Source organism: Polaribacter glomeratus (assembly GCF_002954665.1).
GTDB lineage: Bacteria > Bacteroidota > Bacteroidia > Flavobacteriales > Flavobacteriaceae > Polaribacter > Polaribacter glomeratus.
The window spans coordinates 1,096,233-1,112,937 of the sequence record NZ_MSCM01000002.1; the positions used below are offsets into that span (position 1 = coordinate 1,096,233).

A 16,705-nucleotide genomic window follows, 5' to 3' on the forward strand; every position below is an offset into this window, starting at 1 on the left:
GTTAGTCTTATTTTTGACAAAACAACAAATTCAAAATTAACATCAATTGAGAAATTTAGCCTTTATTTTATTTTTTGTGTCGGGTTTTATTTGTGCACAAACCACTACTCCTGCTTTTTTTGGAAACAATATGGTATTGCAACAAAATAATACTGTAGCTATTTGGGGAGAAGATAAACCGGAGTCTACAGTAAAATTAGAAACTAGTTGGGGCGTAGACAAATCTACCATAACAAACCTAGATGGTACTTGGAGAATTGAATTTGAAACACAAGCAGGATCTTTTTTAAAACAAGACCTAAAAATAAAAGGGACAAGTTTTTTACATTATACTAATATTTTAGTGGGTGAAGTGTGGTTTTGTTCTGGGCAGTCTAACATGGAAATGCCTATGAAAGGAGTTAACAATTCGCCCATAAACAATTCAAACCAGTTTCTTCTAGATTCTAAAAATCCAAACATCAGACTTTTTGATACAGAAAGAAAAGGTACATTAAAACCAGATACTGATGTGATTGGCATTTGGGAAGAGGCGAATGCAGTCTCGGTTAAAGAATTTAGTGCTATTGGTTATATATTTGCTAAAAATATACAGGAAAAAATTAAAGTCCCTATTGGTATTATTTCATCTGCATGGGGAGGAACAAAAATAGAAGCTTGGATGCCTCAGGAGATTCTGTTAGAATATGACGATATTAAAATTTCAAAAGTACTTGAAGACAAGCCGTACAAAAGAAGAACTCCTTCTCAGATTTTTAATGGCATGATTCACCCATTTAAAGACTTTAAAATAAAAGGGTTTCTTTGGTATCAAGGTGAATCTAATCGTGATCAAGAAAAGCCAGAATTGTATAAAAATTACATGAACACTTTAGTTAAATCTTGGAGAAATCAATGGGCAGATACTACTTTGCCATTTTATTTTGTGCAAATAGCACCTTATGCTTACGAAAAACGTAGTAAATCGTCAAAATTTAAGGTAGCACTTATTCGAGAAGCACAATTAAAGGCATCCGAAGAAATACCAAACTCTGGTTTAGTAGTAACCTCAGATGTAGGAAACTGCACTGATATTCATCCAGCAGAAAAAGAAACTATTGCTAACAGATTATCTTATTGGGCTCTTGCAAAACAATATGGTTATACAGGTATATGGTTTAAGAGTCCCGTTTATAAATCTATGGAAGTAGAAAAAAATAAAATTATAATTTCTTTTGATTTTGGATTAGATATAAATTCAGGTTTATCAAGTTACGGCAAAGAAATTAATGGTTTTACAATTGCAGCTAGTGACGGGGTTTTTTATCCTGCAAAAGTAATTATTGATGCTAAACAGACACTTACTGTTTACAGTGAAAATGTTCAAGAACCAGTAGCTGTTAGGTATGGATTTCAAGATTGTATTAAAGGATCATTATATAGCCTTGGAAAACTACCTATTTCTCCTTTTAGAACAGACAATTGGTTAGAATAATAACTTTTAATTTGAGTAAATAAATATAAAATGATAAATATGAAACAATACTTAATTCTTAAATTATGTGCAGTTGTTGGCTTGTTTTTCTTGTCTACAACTTCGATAAATGCACAAGTAAATACTAGTAGTCTTGTTTATATGGACGCTGGGAAGTTAACATACGTTCCTTATGCCAATGAAGGACAAACTAACGCAGTAAATGTAATACCAGATTTTTCTTATGCTGGTTACATGAAAGGTGGTGTTGCTTTGCCAGATGTGCCAGTTGTTACAACATTAAATGCACTAGATGGTGATAATAGATTTCAGATACAAAGCGCAATAGATGCCTTAGAGAGCACAGAACTAGATGCTAATGGGTTTCGAGGAACTATTTTATTAAAGGCGGGTAACTACCTAGTTAACGGTAGATTGAATATCCAAAAAAGTGGTATCGTACTAAGAGGAGAAGGGCAAGGTAGAAATGGTACTGTGCTTTATGCAGCAGCAAAGTATAACCATAACTTTCTTACTTTAGGTAATCCGTCAGCAAGGGACTTGGATGAGGTTTCTGGCACTGATGTGCGTATTTCGGATGCTTATGTACCCGTTGGAACCAATAGTTTTAACGTTGTAGATGGTTCTGGTTTTTCGGTTGGAGATATTATATCTATAAAAAGAACTGTAAATCAAACTTGGATTAATGAGTTAGGGATGGATGAAGCAACTTTGTGTAAAGGGCGCCCAGCTGGGTCATGTAATGGCTGGACAACTAGCTATTACACATTAAAACATCAACGTATTATTACAGCTATTTCAGGAAATACACTTACCATAGATTTACCAATAATCGATGTTATGGAAACTAAATATGGTGGTGGTACAGTTTCAAAGGCTACTGCTGATGGTAGAGCCGAGAATATTGGAGTTGAGAATTTAAGAATCGAATCTTATTTTAAAACTGCTACGGATGAATTGCATGGCTGGTCAGCAATTGACATTAATAAAACTGAAAATTCTTGGGTTAAAAAAGTAACCGCTCAGTATTTTGGGTATGCCGCTGTAAGAATTAATGGGGCAAATTTTACTACTATAGAAGACACTGCTTGCATCGATTATAAATCTGTAATTACAGGAGGTAGAAGATATGGATTTACCATTAATAGCGGAACGGGTAATTTGTTTATAAGATGTTATACAAATGAAGGTAGACATGATTACGCTATGGGATCGGCAGTTACAGGTCCTAATGCTTACGTAGATAGCTATGCTGCAGATACATATAGTGATATAGGACCTCACCACAGATGGGCAACAGGTACATTATTTGACAATATAAGAGGAGGTCAAATGGCCGTTAGAAATAGAGGATGGTCAGGTACAGGTCATGGTTGGGCTGGTGCTCAAACGATGTTTTGGAATCTGGCTTCTTATAAAAGTGGTATAACAGTAGAAAGCCCTATTGGATCTAGAAACTGGGGAATTGGTAATGTCAGTGGTGGTGCTGGTGGAGGACATTATGGAAATGGTTTTATAGAGCTAAGAAACCAACCTGTTACTACTCCAAGAAGTATTTATTTACAACAATTAGAAGATCGTTTGGGCACTCAAGCTCTAGATAATATTGCAATTCCAGAGCAAAAAGCAGGAGATATTTATACAATGTTGTCTGAGTGGAGAGGTAATGGAGAATTAGGCAACCCTATTACTAAACCGGAAGATGAGGATGCTTTTATTACTTTAGGTCCTTTGGCAGATGATAGAACGATCAATAACGGTAGAGGTGATGATATACTTATTACAGAACTTACCAATCAACAAAAGAGAGGTTATTTTAAATTTCATTTATCGAATATTACACAAACAATTAGTTCTGCTAAGTTGCGTTTAAAAGTTAAATCCAAAAGTACTGCTGTCATCAGCAATATGATTTTATTAGCTGCAAATGATAATTGGGAAGATGATTTAATAATTGGGAATGGTGCACCAGCACCATCAGGTGCTCCAATAGACACCAAAGAAGTGCCAAATGTTGGAGAATGGATAGAATTTGATATAACTACACAGGTCAATGCACAAAAAATTTCAGATGGTATTATAAGTTTAGTTGTTGCATCTACTGGAACCAATGAAAACTCATATTATTCTATGAATACTTTCTCTTTAGAAAATCGTCCAGAGTTGGTAATAAATAATCAATTATCAGTTGATGATGTGGTAACTAGCGATTTTAAAGTGTATCCAAACCCAGCTTCGGCAGAGATTTTTATTTCTAGTAATACTAGTATTAAAAATGCAACAGTTTATAGTTTGTTGGGTAAAGTAATGTTGAATAATCCAAAATCAACCAAAGGAGGAACTAGTTTAAGTTTAGACTTAAGATCACTTTCTAAAGGGCTTTATATTCTTCAATTAGAAGATAGTCTTGGAAATATAACTAATAAAAAAATTATTAAAAAATAGAAATCTGTACAGTATTGCTTTAACAGAAAATAAATTAATACATACAGCATTGAAATAATTTTAGCTAGTATTAATTACGAGCTCAAAAAAATATAAACACTACATTTAACTAAAATTATATTAGTATTTATGTAGTGTTTTTTATTGTAAATTATATTAAAAAAGATATAATAGTCATAAGTAGTTAATAAATACCTTAGAATGCTTCTATTTTATTTGTTGTAATATAAGTTATATGAAACGTGTTTCATATAACTTTTTTCTTTACCTAAAAAAAAGGGCAAGAAAAAAGCGATGTTTGGGTTGTTTTAGTATTGATGTAATTCGTTGGGGAAAACAGTTAGTCAAGCAGTGATTCAAAATGTAAAGAATGTGGAATTTTGCATAGTAATAATCGTACTTAACAGGTTTTTCGTAATCGTTTCGTTGGTTTTAGAAAATGCGATTCTAGAACGTCAAATCTAAAAGACTTTGAGTCGTGATAATAAACTTTTAGTAAGCACTTTGTAGTGAACCTTTCGATATTTTATACAACAGCCTCCAAAGTTCAACAATAGTTGGCAAAAAGCTGTCAATCTTAAAATGAATGCTACCTGTTTTAGAACGTGACAGTGCGTACTATTTCAAAATAAGAACACATTAATGAAGTATGTTGTAATGTAAAGCTTACTTTTTTGTGGTTATAAGAATCATTTGCTATAATTAGCCCCATTATTAACACATGATTTTTAAGTAGAATTAATTATTTTACGTTCTAATGTTTAGCTTTTTAAGTCTTACCAAAGCTTTCAGGTAGTAGTGATCTGCGTGGCTTATAGCAACTTTAGCTGTTTTCTTAGTTCCACTGTTCATTGAAGCTGCTTCAGCATTTTAAGATTCATCATATTATTATTATTATTATCAATAATAGTTATATGAAGTTCACCGCTATCCCAAGATTTTAAGAGGCCTACAGTAGGGAAAAACGAACTGTTAATGTTTGAGATGTATTTACAAATTATAACCTTATTTTTTTTCCTGTTAATGAATATAAATATCACAAACTTCCTGGGGAAATCCACTGGTCCAATTCCCAGCGTTTACTTGTAACCATTTGCCATCATTATTACTTTTTCTAGGAAATCCTTTCTTAATATTTATGACATTTATAGATTTCGAAAACTGACTTTCGGAAAAATCAATGGTTTTTCTAGGTTAAAAGTAATTGGTTTTTTCTTGTACATATTACTGTGCATTTAAAATTATACTATTAAAAAAGGATAATGCAATTAATATAGGTAATCTTATTATTGTTGTCCGTCCTATAAATAATTATTTGAAACTGTCGTTTTATTTTATCAATTTTTTCATTTTTAGGGCATATCTTTCGCCTAGTAAACGTTGACTCGATGTATCAAAATGAGTACCATCTATAGTGCTCGTGTTATCTGATTGAACAACTGCCGTATTTTTAATTTTAGTTGGCAACTCTAATATCATTTTATTAAAATTATTTCGAGATATTTTATCTCCTGAAAGTTGACCAGCAATAAAAGGTAAATTAGGAACACCAAAATCCGATCGTAAAGCTTTAATAAGGTGTATAAGTTTTACTAAATATGTCTCGTAATTAGCTGTATCAGATTCTCCTTGATGCCAAATAATGCCTTTTAATTCGCCATATTGTAAAGCGTTCTTTGTTCGACTAACAATTTCATTATAAAAAAAAGAATTTGGCATCCATAGATCAATACTAGTTCCTCCTTTTGCATTAACCACCAAGCCTATTTCATTTTTAGCCATTTTTGCCATGTCACGACCAAATGTATAGCCTAAATTAAATTTTTGCAACTCGATTGTTTTTCGAATAGATGAATATTTATTTAAAGGCGCTGCAGCTTTTTCCCAGATTTTTGGTGCTATTCCTGTGTATAAAAATACACCGTCTAAAGTATCTTTATCTTGTAATTCAATTTTTGCTCTACCCGCCATATTAGATTGACCTATAAGTACATAAATATCTAAATTTTTTTCAATAGTTTCTAGTGCTGCTCTAGCGGGTGCTACTTTTTCTACATTCGTAATACTCCTAGCACTTTTACAACTTACAATTAGAGTGCATAAGATGACTAGTATTTTTGTATTTTTTAAATATCTCATTTTTTATGTATTTGGTAAAATTAAAAGCATAATATTTAATTTATAGAATTGTAGGCATTCATAAAAAACCAAAGCATGTGTTATAATACCAATTACTTAATTATCAAATTTATAAATACAATCAGAAATACTTCGGTAAACTTAACGTTGAATTTATACTTTGCCATATTCTAATAAAAACAGCATGAAAATTTCTATAAAAAATTTATAACAGGGTATCTAAAAACCCTAATCTATAACCACAATATCTTAAAATAAGTATTAATTTGATGATTTTTATTTTATTGTGACGTTCTAAACTTTCTTTAATAGCAACATACCGTGTTGCGCGCTTTAGCACTTTATTATAATCGCTTTTCAAGTGTTCTTTGCTTCATTAATAGTTTTTAAAATATGGAGCAACATGGATTGAATTACAAAACTATTTTCACAGCCTTAGTTCCTGTATTTTTTCCATAAAAGATAAGTAAACTTTACCTGTACATTAGGCAAGCAGCAAAGAAACGATTTATTGGGGCGGTAAGTTGTTAATTAACATTCCACAACAAAATAGAAAGTTACTTTTTAAATACTGTTTACTACCTGATACAAAAAGATTTATTGAAAATAAATCTAAGTTAAAAAAGGTAAAAACATTATAAATTAATTAACTAGGTGTAAAAAAAGAAAAGACTAGCGAACGCTAGTCTTTTCTTTTTTTATAAACAACTTTAGCTAAAACAATTAATGAATGATTAATTTTTTAGTTTGTACAGCATTGTTTTCATCTTTTATCTTTAAAATATAACAACCTTTAGCTAGGTTAGAAACATCTACTGATTTAGATATATTGCTTTTTGTTAATACTTTTTTACCTAATACAGAATAAATTTCTAGCGATACATTCGAAGTAGCGTTTACAAATAGAGTTCCATTAGATACTGGATTTGGATAAATAGCAATGTTAGCTTCTTCTACATTAGAAGGCGCACTTAAAGTTACATCATTCCAATTCACTGCAATTCTAAGTTCATCTATAACTATAGTTGGCAAATCACCTCTATTTTGATCAAGTAGAAATCTATCTGGTGTTCCGAATCTATCACCAGTTATTATTGTTGCTGCTGGTTCCGCAGCTGTAAGATCTGGATTTATAAATATACTCGCAAATCTCAAACTTGGAGTTACGCTCTCTTTTTTGATTACAATAAGCACCTCCTCATTTAAAGAATAAACTTCTTCACTCCATACATCGCCTCCATTAGACCCTTGAGAGATACCTAAGTTGTAGCCAGTTCCAGTAAAATGTTGTCTTATAAAAACACTACAGTTTCTGGTTAAAGTACCTGATGAGTTATTTAAGGCTAATGAGGCAAAAGAGTTACCCTCACCAGTAATATTATCCATATTTGTTACTTTCATCATAAAAGAAGCGTAAATTGGTGGAGCCCCATCTGGCCTTACAAATTCGTACTGCGCATTTAATCCAGTACCAAATAGTTTAACCGCATTGTGTCTTGGTGCATTTGTATTTGGTATTGTCCAATTTGGAGATTCTACTACCATAATATCAGTTGGATTATTAGTTCCTCCAGATCGAGACCAATTTGCTTGTTCTGTTAATCCTCTGCCAAGAGTAAAATCAAATTGCTCTTTAGCTGGCAAAGTCACCTGACCAAAAGCCATGATTGAAAAAAATAATAAAAACACATGTAATGATTTTTTCATAATTGTTAATTTAAAAAAGTTAATTAAGTAACACTATTATTACTAGTAAGCAAGTTATGATTTTTAACGGGTATTAAAGTCCTAAAATAGGTTGGTTTTTGTGCTAAATTAGATTTTAACGGTAACCTTCTAGAGCATTGACAGCGTTACGGTGTAAAATTAAACATTAGCTTTTAAAAAAAAAAGACTAGCAAACGCCAGTCTTTTTCTTATAAATAAGGTTACAATTTATTTTAAATAATTATTGAATCATTAATTTTTTAGTTTGAACAGCATTATTTTCGTTTTTTATCTTTAAGATATAACATCCTTTTGCTAAATGCGAAACATCTACTGATTTAGACACACTGCTTTTTTCTAATACTTTTTTACCCAAAACAGAATAGATTTCAAGCGATGTATTTGTCTTAGAATTGATAAATAGTGTACCATTAGATACTGGGTTTGGATAAATACCTATTTCAACTACTGCTTCAGTAGAAGCACTTAATACCTCAGATTTCACTACGTCTGCCCATTCTTTTCCAACTCTTAACTCATCTATAATCATCGAAGGAGTTCTGTCATTAGCATCGCGTCTAAAAAATATTTGACCAAAAGCATAATCTCTAACCGTAGGATCTTCTACTGTTGGTGCTGATGGCTCTGTGCCTAAATCTGGGTTTAAAAACAAACTAACTGCGCCTCCTTCTACTTTTTTAATAACAACAAGAACATCACTGCCTACTTGAAAATCTTTTGTGTCATAAAAAACGTCACCAGAACCACGGCCTAAATTTATACCAAGAACATATCCTGTAGCGCCTTCGGCTGGATTCTTCTTATACCAAACAATTGCATTAAAACGATTTTCGAATGGAGATTTTAACGTAGTTAAAAACGTAGATAAATTAGTGTCAGCCAAAGCTGTAACTCTTAATAAAAAAGAAACGTAAACAGTCGTTTGACCCTCTTCTGGAGTATATGAATAAATCGGCGATTCTCCAGGACCTGAATAAGCCATTGCATTTCCTGTTGTTGCTTCACCACCAACATTCCAAGTTGGAGAGGCTATAATATCAACATTTGGAGCAAAAGTCACATCGCTTATCGTCCAGTTTCCTTGACCTTGATTTGCATTAATTGTAAATAATTTGCCCGGAGTGGTATAATCAAAACCTTCATAAGCCGGCAAAGTTGCTTGACTAAAAGCCATGATTGAAAAAAATAATAAAAAAACATGTAATGATTTTTTCATAATAATAAATTTAAAAAAGTTAATAAAGCAATACTATTATCACTTAGTTTGCTCAATATAAAGCTTTTAAAGGGTGTAAAAATCCATAAACATGGTGGGTTTCGTACAAAATTGTATTTAAGTACACTATTGTCCCTAAAAGAACAAATATTGTTTCCTGAAACTAGTTTAACACAAGTTACTTTTATAAACAAGAGATAAGATTTAATTATAACTAACTGAACAATAGGTTTTTTTAAAATAAAAATTGTATTTATTTGTCTTTCTAAAGGCAACTTCAAATTTAAACTACTATTTAAAAATGACGTTAAACCCAATCTTTATTGATGTTACTAAATTCAGAATAATTTTAATTGGACAACAATGATTTAAATAAGAAATTTGAGAAAAGTGTTGTCTAAAATTTAATCTTTAAAAGTTATTCCTAAAAACAAAAAATTAGTCTTTCTTTCACAACTATTTAAATCATTCTTATTACTATTAATTTTTTTGGTCTTTATTTACATTTAAATGAGTGATCTAAATATCATTCAAAGTTCGTTATGAGTAAATAATTTTTGCTTACTACAATCGTTTTTGTAATCTATTGCATAATACATTCAAGGTAGTAGTATTTAGGTGTTAAATAAGAATTTTTTTTATTATTTAGATGCAGATTATAATAGTTTTAAAGCCAGAAGTTAGCATTTTATATGGCCATCTTCGCTATTTTATAAAGGCCTTTCACTAAAAAATCTCGCAATCATTTCACTGCAAGCGAAGTTCTATCTGTCGAGAATATAAAATAAGCAGTGTTTAAAGTTCTCGTAAAAGAAACATCAGCATCTACTTTTACTAAATATCCTTGACCACTTTCAGCATTATCAAAACTACCTGATGCTATATAATAGCAAGTTGTATTATTTGCTTCTTTTTTAAAATGCAATACCTTTATTAGTTGTTGCTGCTAAAGCCATTGTATTATCCTTTACGAATGTGTCATTATAAATTTTACCTAAAACTGTAGAAGATAGCAAGTATGGTCAATTTAAATTACCAACAGTATGTACTAAACTTCTTTTATAATTTACAGAACTTTTTACAGCCGCATTTGATGTTAAATTATCACCATTACTTAAAGTAATCGCTTTTACTGGTGTTGCTGCTGTAATTGTTGGGTGTTATGCTAAACCAGAAGGGATAGTATTGTTTGTTGAAGTATTAGGTGAAATTAAATGATAATACTTTGTATTATTCATTACAATGTATATTTTTCTTTTTGCTGTTTTCCAAGCACAAGGACTATTAGGGTATACTTTCTTAGACGGTTTATGTGCTCATATTCCACATGAAATAGCTCTTTTTTTATGAAGTAAACGCACCATTTGTGTTGATTTTTTTACGATCGTTTTGTTTTAATGCTTTGAACTTTTTTTTATCTAACCATAATAGACAATATTTCTTTGTTGTGTTTTTACAAAACATCTAATTGGTTAAAATATGCATATTTATAATTTCTACTTTGTCTTATTTTCTCAAAGTCAACTTTTTTGTTAATATAGCAAAAAAAAGTCCCGTATAATAAACTGTTTATACGGGACTCTCTAAATCAATTTAAATTTAATAGCTATATAAATTTTAAAAAACAGCTACAATATTTACTTTCTAATAAGGTTTATTTCTCACTGGTTCACTTAAATGATGCCCAATACCATTTGAAAAGATATAATTATGGTTATAAACTTGAGCATCCCATACTTGTGCAGATGCTGGCATTGGTGATGGGCTATATTGTGGATTTCTTTTTCTACCATTTATATTTATGAAATCAATCTCATCTCTCATAAGTCCAATTAAACCATCTTGTCCTGGTATTAAAGTTTGGTATACATACCATTCTCCAAATAAAAATAGGGTAGGTCTCTGGGCAACGTATTCTGTAACTATATGATACATAAGTATTGTTTTTAATTTCTCCATTTCCGCAGGCGTGTCTACATTTTCCATAATTTCTTCTGCTGTACCTTCTCTAAGGATGGGAATACCACCAACAAATCCTTCAAAAATGATAGTACTGTTACTTCCTGTAACAGTTCGTAAAATACTTCTACCTTGCAAAAAGGCCCTGTTGTTAAGTAAAAAATAGGTTCTATTTGTAGTAGCTTTCTGCTGATACAAATCCTCTAACCCTGCTTTTTTAATTGCAGCTAACATATAATCAAAACTATCACCATCTATTTGACGCGCTCTAGTCACAGGGTCTAAAACTAACTCACCTGTCTGCACATCCCTCAAAGAATCTAAGCCAAAGTTATTCATAAAGTCCCATGCGGTAATATCTTTAAAAGAATCTGTGATTGTTAACTCTGGTTTAAATTCAAACTCTTCTTGCAAACCAAGTTCACAACCTAAAAAAATTGAGGCGGTAAAAAGTACCACTACTATCCGAAAAATTTTCATTTTATTTATTGTTTTCATCTTTGTGTGTTTTTTATTCATAACCAAGGTTTTGCTTTAAAAGCGGATTTTCTATTAAATGATCATTAAATATTGGAAAAAGTAAACGATTTTGGGTTATCTGTACTCCACCAACTTTTAATAATAATATAGGATTTAGAATTTCTATTGCTTTATCTGTTCTGCGTAAATCCCACCATCTTTTTCCTTCTCCAAATAACTCGAAACGTCTTTCATCTAATAAGAAAGACTCTCTTAATTCTTTGGTTCCGCCAAACTCAAATATATTCACAGGAGGCAGTTTTCTTGCAGTTCTTAGCTGATTTACGATTTCTAAAGACCTTGCTATGCTAATGGCATTGTCTAATTGATTTTCTGCTTCAGCTAGCATTAAAAGCATATCTGCATAGCGGTATAAATTAACATCTGTATCATCTTGACTTCTATCATAAGAAATATCTTTACCCCACTTGGTAAACATAGCTCTTCCAGGTCTTGGTCCTAAATCAACTCCTCCTTCACGAATCATATAATACCTCCAGTCTCCATAGACTGGTATTATAGAATCTCTTATGGCACCGTTAGCATCTACTAGGTTAAGCGTTCTTGTTGCAACAGGTGGTGTATTTGGATATTTATTAACCCATCCTAAAGAATCTATCGGAAACTTTTCTCTCCATTTTAGGTCAGCATCCTCAGATATAGCGAATTCCTGTATCCCACCATGAAAGAAATTAAAAATACCAGATCTATCTGTATCTATTAAATCATAACGGATAGACATAATTAGTTCTGTGCCTTTCTGAATTTTACCTAGCCTACCTTGGTCGTTTGCAAATAAATTAAAATATGCTTCTGTGGTAGTAACTAGACTGTGTTCTCCTAGATTAACTAATTTGTCTAAAGCAATCTTTGCTTTATCAAACTCTTTACGCCACATATATACTTCTGCTTGCAAGCAATAAACACTAGCTAAAGAAAATCTGAATTCTCTAGATAAAACGGTAAAAAGACCTTCTGCTTTTATCATATCTGGAATAATCAACTCATCCATTATGGTCATTGGGTTGGTAGCTGGTCTTGCCGCATCTGTTATATCTATAGCCGTTTCTGTAATAAATGGCACATCGCCCCAAACTCTAACAGCATCAAAATACAATTTTGCTCTTATGGCTAGTGCTTCTGCTAACAAGTTAGGGTTGGCACCAGAGATGTTTGGTATATTCTCTATGGCTGAATTGGCTCTATAAATAGCACCGTATAGATCGTTCCATCTCAAAGATCTGTCTCCCCCAAATACATCATTTAATGGATAAGAAGCATTGGTTAATGAAGTTGAAGTACTAAATGCTTGGAAATTATCTGCCCTAAATTCTCCCCATTGAAGATGCGAGGATCTATAAGTACCTTGTAGGGCATCATAAATAGCAACAACGCCTGCATTGGCATCATCATTATTTAACCAAAATTGCGACACCCCTATTTCACTTATCGGATTTTCTTCTGTAATGTCATCACAAGAATAGCCCACCAAAAGCAACATAAGCATGCTAGAAGCAAGTTTTACTTGTTTTATAAGTTTTTTATAATTTTTCATTTTACCTGTTTTTTTATTTTAATTGCACTCTTAGTCCTAATATAAATTCACGATCGTTTGGAAATCTCAAATTGTCTTCATTTGGTGTTAATGCATCACCTCTTGAGCCAAACTCTGGGTTATACCCATTATAGTTTGTCCATGTTAACACATTATTTACAGCAAAATTTAAAGAAATATTTTGAACTCCTTTTATTTTTGTAATTAATTCTTTTGGTAGACTATAATTAAGACGAATGTATCTCATCTTTATATAACTACCATCCGTAACAAAAAAACTTTGTGGATTGCTACCAAACACATTATTTTGAGCTAAACGCGATAAACGTGGGTATACAGTAATATCTCCTTGTCTTAACCATTGGCCATAGATACGTTCTGGACCTGGTGTCTCTCCAATTGAATTGGTATCGTTTCTTTCTTGATCCCATCGAGCATAAATATCATGGTTTAAGCTATAGTCAAACTGAAAACTTAGACCAAAATCTTTGTATTTAATATCATGCGAAAAACCTCCAAAAACATTGGCAAGACCGTTTCCTAAAATTTGTCTATCAAAATCATTAATTACAAAATTATAATTACCATCTGCATCTGGAAGATCTTGCCATATAATATCTCCTCCTCTAGACACTACATTTGCAGCTCTATGTCTATTAACAGCATCACCGGTATATGTTTGACCATTTAATGTATAAACGGGTCTATTAACTATTACACCCTGTGAGTTTGTGAAATCTGCATAAACAACTCTGTTGTTTTCTACAACGGGCATCAATCTCACTCCATTATCGGTATATGCATTTGATTCATTGTACTGGTATACTCCTAAGTTTTTATAGCCAAAGAAATTACCTATCGGTTGCCCTTCTTCTATAAGAGTTCTACCTGCTTGAAACTCGGTTCCTCCTGCTAATTTTGTAACTTTATTTTCAAGATATCCAATATTAAAATTACTTGACCACGTAAAATCTTCCGTTTTAATAATGGTAGCATTTATGTTTAGATCAAAACCTTTATTTTCTACATTACCAATATTTCGGCGTACAGAACCAAAACCCGTTTCTTCGGGCAAGGGTACAGAGGCTAAAAGGTCTGTAGTTTCTTTTTGCCAAAAAGTTACATCAAACTCAAGTCTGTTATCAAGCATCACCAAGTTTAGACCTAAATCAGTAGAAGTAGTCGTCTCCCATTTTAAATCAGGATTTCCTAAACGCGCTGGTGCAATACCTGCCTCTCCATTATAAGTACTTCCTGGTCTTAATGAACTAAAAGATTCATATCTCCCTAAACCATCTTCATTACCTACAATACCCCAAGCTGCTTTTAACGTTAATCGATTAATAACTTTATTATCTTTCAGGAAATTTTCCTTAGCAATATTCCAACCTGCAGATGCAGAAGGGAAATAAGCAAATTTATTGTTTGCCGCAAATTTAGAAGAACCATCTCTTCTAATAGAACCTCCTATTAAATATTTGCTTTTATAATCGTATGCAACGGTGCTTACTAATGAAAACATACCTTCTCTACTGTTTTGAGAATTAGAAGTAATAACTTCTGGTGCTGTATTGTTAAAAGTCTGTACGCGGTCATTTACAAATTCATTAGCCGAAAAATCAGAACCTTCATCAACTTCTCTTATCACTTGCGATGCGGCAGTAACAACTAAGCTATGGTCGTTCCATGAATTTACATAACTTAACACATTATCTTGCTGAATTCCATAAGAAAGTGGTATTCTTTCTCTTCCAGAAGGAAACGCATCACCATTTGGGTTTTGCAAAATAAGTGGTGTGAAATCTAAAATTTTATCCACTCTAAAAGAAGCTCCAACCATGGTTCTAAACGTAAGATTTTTGATTAACTTGAAGTTAAGATCATTAAAAATTGTAGCCCTATATGTTTTTCTGCTGTTTACTCCAAAATCAGCCTCAGCCAAAGGATTTCGTTGACCATTAATTCGTCTAGTATATTCTCCATTTGGTTGGTATAAAGGAAAAAATGGAATACGATCTACAATAGAACCCAAAGCTTCGTTCTCATTTACACCATTTCTATCTTCGAAGGATAAATTTACGTTAGTAGCTATGTCTAACCATTCTTTAGGTTTAAGATCTAGTCTAAGGTTTGTATTTACTCTCTTATATCCACTACTTCGTACAATTCCATCCTCATTTAAAAAACCAGTATTCCAATAAAATCGAGCTTTTTCAGAACCACCACTCAGCGCTAAGTTTGTTTGTTTTCTTACTGCAGGTCTTGTCATTAATTTTTGTAAATCGTAAGAATTTCTAAATAATGTACTTAAAGAATCCCTTTGCCAAGGGTGAAGATTTCCTGCCCCACTTCTTGTACCCTCGTAAAAAAGTCTATCGTCAGCATTAGCCACACGCAAATCACCGACTAATGATGAAATACTTGTAATATTTGAAATATCTAATGTAAGTTCACCAGATTTACCTGTTTTTGTAGTAATTAACACAACACCATTTGCTCCTCTAGCACCATAAAGAGAAGTACTTGCTGCATCTTTTAATATATCTAAGGTTTTGATATCAGCAGGATCAATATTGTCAATATTATCTAACTGCTGTCCATTAACAACATACAAAGGATTTGTACTACCACCCAGAGAAGAAATACCTCTAATTTGAACATCAAAACCTTGCCCTGGACCATTGTTCGTTCTTATTTGAACCCCAGATACTTTACCTTGAATGGCGTCAAAAGCCTGAATAGGAGTTGATTTCTCTATCTGCTCTGCGCTTACAGTAGCTACAGAACCTAATATTTTTTCTCTTTTAACTGGCGCATACCCAATAATTACAATCTCATCTAAGGATTCGTTAGAGTCTTGAAGGGTAACATTAATAACTTTTTTGTTGCCAATTGTTAACTCTGTTTTTTCAAAGCCCAAAGAAGAAAAAACTAGTATATCTTTTCCGTTTTTGAGATCTAAAGTATATTTACCATTAAAATCGGTACTTGTTCCATTGGATGTTCCCTTCTCTACTACAGTAATTCCCGGCAATGGTGTTCCTGAAGTATCTACAACAGTACCTGAAACCTGTTGGGCATTTAAATTAGCTCCGGTAAAACTAAAAAACACCAATAATAATAACAACGTAAAACTTTGCATAGGTTTTCTGTTTATTGCTTTTTGTTTCATATTAAGTATTTATGTTAAATATTTATTAAATTATGATGCTAAATTACATTATTAAGTGAATTGTAAAATCCGAAAAGAGGATGGTTTTCGTCTTAAAACATGTGTTTTTGGTATTATCACTTTAATCCTTGCCTATCCTTTTTTCAGTATAATAAGATACTCTCCCAATCAAAACCTTTCTATAACCCCTTTTTTTGATATATTATGGCATGTTCGGACCTATTACCGACCTTTGTGTTATTTATAGGTAATTATAGTGTTTGGTTCAATGTCGACCTATATTAGCTTGTTGGCAGAGTGTGTTGGTAGGTATCAAAACTTGGAGCATTTACAAAATTTTTATAAAAAGAAACTTCCGATTCATTAAGGTGTTTACGTTTGGCAAATTATTATAGTCTGCACTGTAGCTTTTCAGTTATGGCTAAAGGCCGTCTATGTAAATAATTAGAATACCAGGTTTTTTTAGCAAGTAATGGTTCTTTGTACTTAATTATAAAT

9 protein-coding genes are annotated in these 16,705 nt (G+C 32.1%); 2 read left to right on the forward strand and 7 right to left on the reverse strand.

Features of this window, described 5'->3' with window-relative positions; genetic code table 11:
• Nucleotides 1-46: 46 nt before the first annotated feature.
• Nucleotides 47-1,474 (forward strand): sialate O-acetylesterase, encoded by a 1,428-nt coding sequence (locus tag BTO16_RS14895; RefSeq protein WP_105022441.1) that lies wholly within the window; start codon nt 47-49, stop codon nt 1,472-1,474.
• Between the two features lie 39 nt (nt 1,475-1,513).
• Nucleotides 1,514-3,919, forward strand: coding sequence for a CBM96 family carbohydrate-binding protein (locus BTO16_RS14900; RefSeq protein WP_170064478.1), 2,406 nt, complete (start codon nt 1,514-1,516; stop codon nt 3,917-3,919).
• 1,329 nt (nt 3,920-5,248) lie between these two features.
• Here BTO16_RS14900 and BTO16_RS14905 read toward each other — a convergent pair.
• The 7 genes from BTO16_RS14905 to BTO16_RS14940 form a co-directional block, all read right to left on the reverse strand.
• Nucleotides 5,249-6,058, reverse strand: a complete 810-nt coding sequence (locus BTO16_RS14905) for a sialate O-acetylesterase (protein WP_105022443.1) — start codon at nt 6,056-6,058, stop codon at nt 5,249-5,251.
• A gap of 723 nt (nt 6,059-6,781) precedes the next feature.
• The gene (locus tag BTO16_RS14910; RefSeq protein ID WP_105022444.1) at nt 6,782-7,765 is read right to left on the reverse strand and encodes a T9SS type A sorting domain-containing protein; all 984 of its coding nucleotides are present in this window, start codon (nt 7,763-7,765) and stop codon (nt 6,782-6,784) included.
• A gap of 241 nt (nt 7,766-8,006) precedes the next feature.
• Nucleotides 8,007-9,002 carry a T9SS type A sorting domain-containing protein gene (locus tag BTO16_RS14915; protein ID WP_105022445.1) on the reverse strand — a complete coding sequence of 332 codons (996 nt, stop codon included), beginning with the start codon at nt 9,000-9,002 and terminating at the stop codon, nt 8,007-8,009.
• A gap of 742 nt (nt 9,003-9,744) precedes the next feature.
• On the reverse strand, nt 9,745-9,927 hold the full coding sequence (locus BTO16_RS14925; RefSeq protein WP_105022447.1) for a hypothetical protein: 183 nt from the start codon (nt 9,925-9,927) through the stop codon (nt 9,745-9,747).
• A 719-nt stretch (nt 9,928-10,646) separates the two neighbouring features.
• Nucleotides 10,647-11,459 carry a hypothetical protein gene (locus tag BTO16_RS14930; RefSeq protein ID WP_146105417.1) on the reverse strand — a complete coding sequence of 271 codons (813 nt, stop codon included), beginning with the start codon at nt 11,457-11,459 and terminating at the stop codon, nt 10,647-10,649.
• Between the two features lie 13 nt (nt 11,460-11,472).
• On the reverse strand, nt 11,473-13,035 hold the full coding sequence (locus BTO16_RS14935) for a RagB/SusD family nutrient uptake outer membrane protein (RefSeq protein ID WP_105022449.1): 1,563 nt from the start codon (nt 13,033-13,035) through the stop codon (nt 11,473-11,475).
• Between the two features lie 13 nt (nt 13,036-13,048).
• The gene (locus BTO16_RS14940; protein ID WP_105022450.1) at nt 13,049-16,207 is read right to left on the reverse strand and encodes a SusC/RagA family TonB-linked outer membrane protein; all 3,159 of its coding nucleotides are present in this window, start codon (nt 16,205-16,207) and stop codon (nt 13,049-13,051) included.
• Between the last annotated feature and the right edge of the window lie 498 nt (nt 16,208-16,705).

Excerpts from the sequence above, each read along its gene's own strand:
- BTO16_RS14900 (WP_170064478.1), top strand. The coding sequence starts at position 1,514 with ATGAAACAATACTTAATTCTTAAATTATGTGCAGTTGTTGGCTTGTTT.
- BTO16_RS14905 (WP_105022443.1), bottom strand. The coding sequence starts at position 6,058 with ATGAGATATTTAAAAAATACAAAAATACTAGTCATCTTATGCACTCTA.
- BTO16_RS14910 (WP_105022444.1), bottom strand. The coding sequence starts at position 7,765 with ATGAAAAAATCATTACATGTGTTTTTATTATTTTTTTCAATCATGGCT.
- BTO16_RS14915 (WP_105022445.1), bottom strand. The coding sequence starts at position 9,002 with ATGAAAAAATCATTACATGTTTTTTTATTATTTTTTTCAATCATGGCT.
- BTO16_RS14930 (WP_146105417.1), bottom strand. The coding sequence starts at position 11,459 with ATGAAAACAATAAATAAAATGAAAATTTTTCGGATAGTAGTGGTACTT.
- BTO16_RS14935 (WP_105022449.1), bottom strand. The coding sequence starts at position 13,035 with ATGAAAAATTATAAAAAACTTATAAAACAAGTAAAACTTGCTTCTAGC.
- BTO16_RS14940 (WP_105022450.1), bottom strand. The coding sequence starts at position 16,207 with ATGAAACAAAAAGCAATAAACAGAAAACCTATGCAAAGTTTTACGTTG.